We start from the raw sequence: 7,498 nt of genomic DNA, 5'->3' as shown, positions 1-7,498 counted from the left end.
CGAATGGGGTCAGTGGAGCGAGATTAGCAAACAGGTCAATAAACTATTTAAAAAACGAAAGGAAGTGAACACGCCTGGTTTATGGCAAGTGCGTAGGAAACTTCTACTAGGGATTGCTTAAACATTAACCTTAAAAACGATCACTGCACAAGTACACTAAGTTGAAAGGCTTGTGCGGAGTGCCTTTAAGGGCGACTAACCGTCGCACATCTGATGTACTTAATGGATGTCTTACTCCATAGGCTTGCGGATGTTTGATACGAGAGTATTGACCCTAGTAGCTGAATCCTGTGACGCTACCGCTTTGTTTAGTCAGCAAAGTGAAGATATTAGGCAAATGTATAGAATTGTTTAGTATTTGGAAACCAGGAACCGGATGTTTAAAAGACCATCAAGCAATCAATCCAGCGGTGGAGACACCACCTTCATTGCGGCAGAGTGCCAAATTACCGGATCAATCACTATTAAAGGTAATGCAAGAATTGACGGGAAAATTGATGGAAATGTCCATGTAACCGGCGATTTGATAATTGGTGCAAATGCCTTCTTGAAGGCTAATATTGAGGCAAGCACTGTTAGCCTTGCTGGAGAAGTGCATGGTAATATCAAAACTACGGATCTATTGGAATTGAATCCTACTGCTCGCTTAGTCGGCGATATTTGCACCCGTCAGTTTAAAGTAGAACAAGGTGCCCATTTTACTGGGGCGAGTCAGCTTCTTGAAGAGGCTACAACTCCTTTATCCTTAACTGAAGATAGCAAAGAACTTCACGCAGTGAAAGACAAGAAACTCGTTTCAAAGCGTTCATGAGTTCTTTCAGCGGCAAGCTAATATACTTGAAATAATAAAACCGGAAGGGCAGTTGAACCAGCAATCCTGGTCAACTGCCCTTGTACTTTACACAGTTTTTTAGCATTAAGGATTTTTAAAATCTTTATCCATTATGGAGCTTTGGGTAATATTGAAATCTCAAACCAATATTCTTTTAATTTTATGATTGCGTTTATGAATCCCTCAAAGCCGACTGGCTTTTGAATATAGCTGTTTGCACCTAATTGATAGCATTTTTCTATATCTCTAATATCGTTGGAAGTCGTTAATACGACAACCGGTATCTTTTTCAAATTAAGATCTGACTTTATTATTTTTAGCACTTCTCTTCCATCGATTCCCGGCAAGTTCAAATCAAGCAATATTAACCCTGGAAATAGAATTTTTTCTCCCTCAAATTTGCCCCTTCCGAATAAATAATCTAGGCATTCATCGCCCATTTCAAATCTTATGACTTTATTATTCATCCCTACCTTTTTGAATGCTCTTATAGTAGTATCATAATCCTCTGGGCTATCTTCAACTATTATAATTAGGCTATTAGTATCATTTTTCATTAGTATCCTCCACTGAGCAAGTATTTTTTCCTTCTGTCACAGTAAAGTAAAAGGTTGTCCCTTCCCTTAATTTCGATTCTATCCATATTTCACCACCTTGTAAGGCAACACATTTTTTTGTAATGGTTAGCCCAGCTCCTGTGCCTCCTCCATACTTATCTCTGGGGTGCAATCTCTTAAAAATCATGAAAACATTCTGGAAATGTTTTTCCTCTATCCCTATTCCATTATCTTTAACGTAAAAGATTGGGCTATTCGATTCTGTAGACATATACCCAACTTCAATATACCTTTCGGCCTTATCATTATATTTTAATGCATTTCCGATTATATTTTTAAATATTTCTGTGGTTCTTAACCGATCGCAGATAATTACTGGTTGATTCTTCATAATATTAATGATAGTTGGTCTCTCTTTAATTGTAAGCTCAAATGAACTAACTGCCTCATCAATAATATCTCCTATTGAAACAGTTTTTTGTTCTGCGGATGTTCTACCCAGTCGCGAATAAAATAAAAGTGAGTCAATAAACTGGTCTAATCTATTAGCAAGTTTACTTACTGTAGTAAGCATAGTTTTTCCTTCATCATCAAGTTTATCGGTGTAATCTTCTAATAGAAAGTTTGAATAATTGTTTATACCTCGTAAGGGTTCTTTTAGGTCATGTGAGGCAATATATGCAAAATCATCAAGTTCTTTATTGCTCTTTTGCAATTCTAGGGTTAACTTTTCTAATTTATATTTTTCAATGGTTAATTCTAGATTTAGGTTTTCTTCTATATTTAGCAAATTAGATATCTTTTTATTAATTTCCAATTGTTGTTTTTTAGCTAATCCTAAATTCCCAATCATTTTTGCTAATTTTAACAGAAACTCCATAGTTTTTTTAATTTTACCTTCTGTGAATACTGGCGTTTTGTTTAACGCTTCAAGATATAAGGATTCATCAAATCCAAACTCTTTTGCTTGTGCTTTAAAATAGTTTAGATCAGGTGCTTCAAATAATAATTGACCGATAAAAAGATTTCCCATATGATTTTCTTCAATTATTATCGGAACAGCAACATCCATCAATCCATTTTTGCATTTATAAATATTATATTGTTTCCCTTTACTCAATTGAGCTGCAAGTACGGTATCACTTTCGGTACACTTTTTACTCGTTAAAGGGTGTATCCGATGAAATTTTGTACAAATATCCGCCCAACCAGTTGCCGTAAGAATTTGCCCATCTAAGTCAAGTATGGCAGTTCCAAATCCAGTCGCTGTAGTAAAACTTTCTAGAAGTGATTGAAGTTCATTGATGTCAATAAGCTCAGAAAATTTATAGTCCATAATAATCTTCCTGCCTTCATTTTTGACTTAAAGACTTACCTAAAATTCTATCCTATCTCGACCGTTATTCTTTGCCGAAAACAATGATTTATCTGCATTCTTAAGACACTCATAAACTATATCGTTAATAGTATTCATTTCCGCTATACCTTGGCTAAGCGTTACAACTTTACTTACAGTTGAAGCCTCATGTTTAATAGCAAGATTTGAAATATTTTTTCTAATTCTTTCAGCTACACGAAGCGCCCCATTCTTATTAGTATTTGGAAGAATTACGACAAATTCCTCTCCACCATACCTCACTACAATATCAGAAGGACGTAGCAAAGAGAGTCTTATTTCCTGTGCGATTTTTTTAAGACAATTGTCTCCTTCCTGATGTCCGTAAAAATCATTATAATTTTTAAAAAAATCAATATCTAACATTATCAGAGATAACGATTCATTTTCCCTTAGACATTTTTTCCATTCTTTCTCTATATTCTCATCAAAATATCTTCTATTGTATATCCCTGTTAAAGAATCAAAAAAGGTCTTTGCCGCTAATTCTGTTTCTCTTAGTTTGATTTCAGTAATATCGTTGATTATTCCGATTATACCATTTACCTCACCTAAGGAGTTATTATAAGTTACTTTCTTAAAAACAACGTATTTCTTTTCATGATTACTAGTTTCATACTCATATTCATAAGTCTGAGTTCCTGGATTATCAAATAACTGTTGATCCATAGAGTCATATTTTTCAGCATTATTCTTCTTTGAGATCTCATAGACACCTTTACCAATAATTTCTTCTTTATCTTTACCAATGAACGTTTCAAAGGCTTTATTACATCCAAGATAGCTTCCTTTTCTATCTTTGTAGAATAAAGGTACAGGTATAATATCTATCATAGTTTTTATGAATTCATTATAGGATTTTTCTTTATAGTCAAAATCCCTTTTTTGAATTCCTTTCATAATAGATTTGTTTAGCAATGTTCCTGATATTTCACTTTTTACAATATAATCAAATGCACCCATTTTAATCGATTCAACCGCTATCTTCTCATTTCCTTGCCCTGTCAGAAATATAATCGGAGTATCAATTTTTTGGTAGCTACGAAATTCTGTTATGAACTCAAGTCCATTCATGGCAGGAAAATAATAATCTAAAATAATACAATCAACGGTGTCTTGGGTTAATTCTATTAAAGCCTCTTCAGGGTTTGTATATTCAACTATTATATACTCACTATTTTGTTTTGATAGCATCTTCTTTATGGCGAAAATATCGTCCAGATTATCATCAATTATTGCTATTTTATAGTTCATATGGCAGCTCATCCTTTCTTAATTAACACTACAGTCAGTTCAGCAATTGTTGATGAATCAGCGAAAATATAACGCTTTTAAAACATTCGACTTATTATCTCTAATTCCTTCTTAATAACTCCTCTAACATCAGAAAAATACTTTATACTTTCTGTTTATAGCCATTCCACGCATTTCTTCTCTCCAAATATCGAGGTCTTTCTCCTTCAACTTAAAAGTGAATAAAAAGGGGGAGTTTGAGTTCGAAAATACGTCAAGAGGGCAATCGCACACGTAATATGTTGTGATCACCCTCTTGCTTTATCCTGAGGTTACCTACCTATATTCCGCATAATCTTATTATAGAAACTATGCGTTTTATCCTTTCGTTCAGTTTAAAGGTTATAGTTCAGTATGCAAATCTCTCTTATCTAAGGCATTAATATAAGCTTTGGCACTGGCTTCAATAATATCCGTGGAAAAACCCTTGCCTACTACAAGGCGGCCATCATCATAGCGCAATTTAACAGTCGCTTCCCCTAGAGCCTCGCTACTCCGAGTCACAGACTTGAGGGTATAATCTTCAAGGAGAGCTATATTGCCAGTGATTCTATCAATCGCGTTGAATAGAGCATTGACCGGACCGTTCCCGCAAGCGGCATCAGTAATAAGAATTCCCTCTATTTCCAGGATTACGGTGGCGGTCGCCATCTCAACCCCATTTGTCGCGATAGACATACTCTGCAGCACAATATTACTTTCTATCCCACCAGAATCCCCCATGAGGACATATAGATCTTGATCGAACACTTCTTTCTTCTGATCCGCCAACTGTAAGAATCTTTGATATACGTCATCCAACTGAGCGCCCTCTATGGTATACCCTAATTCCTCCAGGCAATGTTGGAGGGCATGTCTTCCGGATCTTGCTGTCAGGCTGATGATATTTTGAGGTACACCGATGGTTTCAGGCTTGATAATTTCATAGGTTTCCCTATCTTTCAGAACCCCATCTTGATGGATACCTGAGGCATGATTGAATGCATTGGCTCCTACAATCGCTTTATGATCCGGGACCGTCACACCAGTTATCCGAGAAACGAGTCTGCTGGTAGCAGAAATTTCACGGGTCTTTATTCTACTCTCCACTCCGTACCCATCACGCCGGGTATAAATGGACATTATGACTTCTTCCAAAGAAGTATTACCAGCCCGCTCTCCAATACCGTTAATAGTTCCTTCTACTTGGCTCGCTCCCGCTTTAATCCCTGCCAGGGAATTTGCAGTTGCCATTCCTAAATCGTTGTGGCAATGAACACTGACAACCGCTTTATCAATATTCTTCACATTCTTGATAACATAACTAATCAGTTCTCCGTATTCCCACGGGTTAGCATAACCGACTGTATCCGGAAGGTTAACGACTGTAGCTCCAGCAGAAATCACGTTTTCGATCACTCTGGCCAAGAAGGTTGGGTCACTGCGGAAAGCATCTTCTGCGTAAAACTCCACATCGCTCACATATTTTTTGGCATATTTCACGGCAGCAACCGCTTGCTCCACGACTTGATCTGGAGTAAGCTTTAACTTCTTTGCCATGTGAACCGGAGATACCCCTATGCCCGTGTGGATTCGAGGGTATTCTGCTTTGCGTAACGCTTCGGCACAAAGATCAATGTCTGGGACAACGGCTCTTGTCAAACCACAGATAATGACTCCTTTAACTTCCTTAGCAATCGTTCGGACAGACTCCATGTCTCCCGGCGAAGAAGCTGGGAAACCGGCTTCAATAACATCCACCCCGAGCTTCACTAACTGGTGGCCAATCTCTAACTTCTCTTTAACATTCAGAGTTATCCCCAAGGATTGCTCTCCATCTCTGAGGGTAGTATCAAAAACATACAATTTACGCATTAGCTTTTCCTCCTTAAAAATAAATAAACCCTTCGTCTCATATTTGAGACGAAGGGTTAGTTTCGCGGTACCACTCAAGTTGACAACTAACAAATAGCTGTCTTCTCTGCAGATACGGGAGTAATCGTGGTTCGTGGTCCGATGTTCGTGGTTCGACCCTAAAAAACTACTTTTGGTTCGAACTTGGCGCATCGAACTTCGAACATCGAAGTTCCGATATCTCCTTCCTTTTAACGGTGGAAGCTCCGTCCGAGCCTACTTTTAATCCAATTTCGGTCGGCTACTCGAGGAAGAGTTCCAATCCTATCCATTACTGCCTTGCACCAAACGGCAACTCTCTTTAAATGGAAACAGATTGTACTATGTCCTCTCATCGTCATTTTAGCAGTTTTAACTATTCTATACTACTTCTCGATATTGTCAAGTGTCTTATTATAATCTTTGGCTATTCTTTAGCTGAAATCGCTTCTAGATTTTAATCTATGTACTATCATGGTCAATTGTGCCAATTACTACCGACTCTAATGCCAGCATCATTAATTCTCTGGCTCTTAGCTCTTTTCATTCCAACTGCCCTCAGTTTGTTGTCTCTCCAAATTCGGTTTATTCTTTCTACTCCAAGTTTTTCGATATCATTGGGCGCGGGCCTCTTGCAGCACCAGCATATTGCTTATGGCATCGAACCTTCCAAATACGGCTCCATGCTCGGGGAAGTATATTTTCAGCCACCGCTGTTTACGGTTTTTTATGCTATCCATTTCCTTTTGTATGCGCATTCTGCAAGCCGTTGCTATTCGCAGTTCCGCGTAGATCCCTTCCGGAATGTATGGCTCATTGTATTAAAAGAGCCAGAGAACAAGTCTCTGGCTCTTAGTCTTCTCAAAATACCCGTATTGTGTTTTCCTTCTACACCGATTAACGGAGTAGTTGGAGAACACCTTGAGGTTGTTGGTTGGCTTGAGCCATCATGGCTTGAGCGGCTTGGGAAAGGATGTTGTTCTTTTGGAACTGCATCATTTCTTTAGCCATGTCTACGTCACGTATACGGGACTCGGCAGCGGTTAAGTTCTCGCTTGAAGTTCCCAGGTTGGTGACAGTGTGCTCCAGACGATTCGTGAAGGCACCCAACTTAGAACGTTCAGCAGAGACGCTAGTAATTGCGTCATCAATTACACTAATTGCTGCAGTCGCCTTAGCAGCAGTGGAAATATCAAGTGAGTATTCGGTAGTGTCATTGTTTGTACCATCGGTTACATTCCCCGAAGCTACATAGGATGCAACTTGCCCGTCTTTAGCTACTCTCGTACCCGTGCTGTCAGCACTTACACCTAAGGCTTTACTGCGCATATCCGAAATATCAATGCCCATAGTCTGCTGAGCATTAGCACCTACTTGTAGCTTAAGTCCGTTGTCTACGGCATTCGTACCAGTAGTGCTAACAGCACCCTCTGCAGCTGTCAACTTTAAGGTTTTAGCAAGATCACCAGAGCTAATAGATACTGTACCTGTTTCTCCAGTATTGCCCGAACTTATTTCAAACTTACCATCAACCACGTTTACAGTTGC

6 protein-coding genes and 1 other annotated feature are annotated in these 7,498 nt (G+C 38.4%); of the genes, 1 reads left to right on the top strand and 5 read right to left on the bottom strand.

The window, feature by feature from the left end; genetic code table 11:
• Positions 1-376: 376 nt before the first annotated feature.
• On the top strand, positions 377-811 hold the full coding sequence (locus JL57_RS00915; protein WP_034140172.1) for a polymer-forming cytoskeletal protein: 435 nt from the start codon (positions 377-379) through the stop codon (positions 809-811).
• A 131-nt stretch (positions 812-942) separates the two neighbouring features.
• Here JL57_RS00915 and JL57_RS00910 read toward each other — a convergent pair whose 3' ends face one another.
• From JL57_RS00910 to JL57_RS00890, 5 genes are all read right to left on the bottom strand, one after another.
• Positions 943-1,389: a response regulator gene (locus JL57_RS00910; protein WP_034140171.1), complete on the bottom strand. Its 447-nt coding sequence runs from the start codon at positions 1,387-1,389 to the stop codon at positions 943-945.
• Positions 1,379-2,725, bottom strand: coding sequence for a PocR ligand-binding domain-containing protein (locus tag JL57_RS33215; RefSeq protein ID WP_291299556.1), 1,347 nt, complete (start codon positions 2,723-2,725; stop codon positions 1,379-1,381). The genes JL57_RS00910 and JL57_RS33215 overlap by 11 nt, the downstream gene beginning before the upstream one ends.
• Positions 2,726-2,764: 39 nt before the next feature.
• On the bottom strand, positions 2,765-4,039 hold the full coding sequence (locus JL57_RS00900) for a diguanylate cyclase (RefSeq protein ID WP_291299555.1): 1,275 nt from the start codon (positions 4,037-4,039) through the stop codon (positions 2,765-2,767).
• A 381-nt stretch (positions 4,040-4,420) separates the two neighbouring features.
• Complete coding sequence (locus tag JL57_RS00895) at positions 4,421-5,932, bottom strand: 2-isopropylmalate synthase (RefSeq protein ID WP_034140170.1); 1,512 nt, start codon at positions 5,930-5,932, stop codon at positions 4,421-4,423.
• A gap of 41 nt (positions 5,933-5,973) precedes the next feature.
• Positions 5,974-6,315 (bottom strand) — a binding site (T-box leader).
• A gap of 532 nt (positions 6,316-6,847) precedes the next feature.
• Positions 6,848-7,498, bottom strand: a 651-nt coding sequence (locus JL57_RS00890) for a flagellin (RefSeq protein ID WP_291299554.1), incomplete at its 5' end; no start/stop codon positions are given.

The organism is Desulfosporosinus sp. BICA1-9 (assembly GCF_000802135.1).
The sequence above is the reverse complement of the archived record's forward strand: the minus strand, read 5'-3'. Positions and strand labels throughout refer to the sequence as shown.

Excerpts from the sequence above, each read along its gene's own strand:
- JL57_RS00900 (WP_291299555.1), bottom strand. The coding sequence starts at position 4,039 with ATGAACTATAAAATAGCAATAATTGATGATAATCTGGACGATATTTTC.
- JL57_RS00910 (WP_034140171.1), bottom strand. The coding sequence starts at position 1,389 with ATGAAAAATGATACTAATAGCCTAATTATAATAGTTGAAGATAGCCCA.
- JL57_RS00915 (WP_034140172.1), top strand. The coding sequence starts at position 377 with ATGTTTAAAAGACCATCAAGCAATCAATCCAGCGGTGGAGACACCACC.
- JL57_RS33215 (WP_291299556.1), bottom strand. The coding sequence starts at position 2,725 with ATGGACTATAAATTTTCTGAGCTTATTGACATCAATGAACTTCAATCA.
- JL57_RS00895 (WP_034140170.1), bottom strand. The coding sequence starts at position 5,932 with ATGCGTAAATTGTATGTTTTTGATACTACCCTCAGAGATGGAGAGCAA.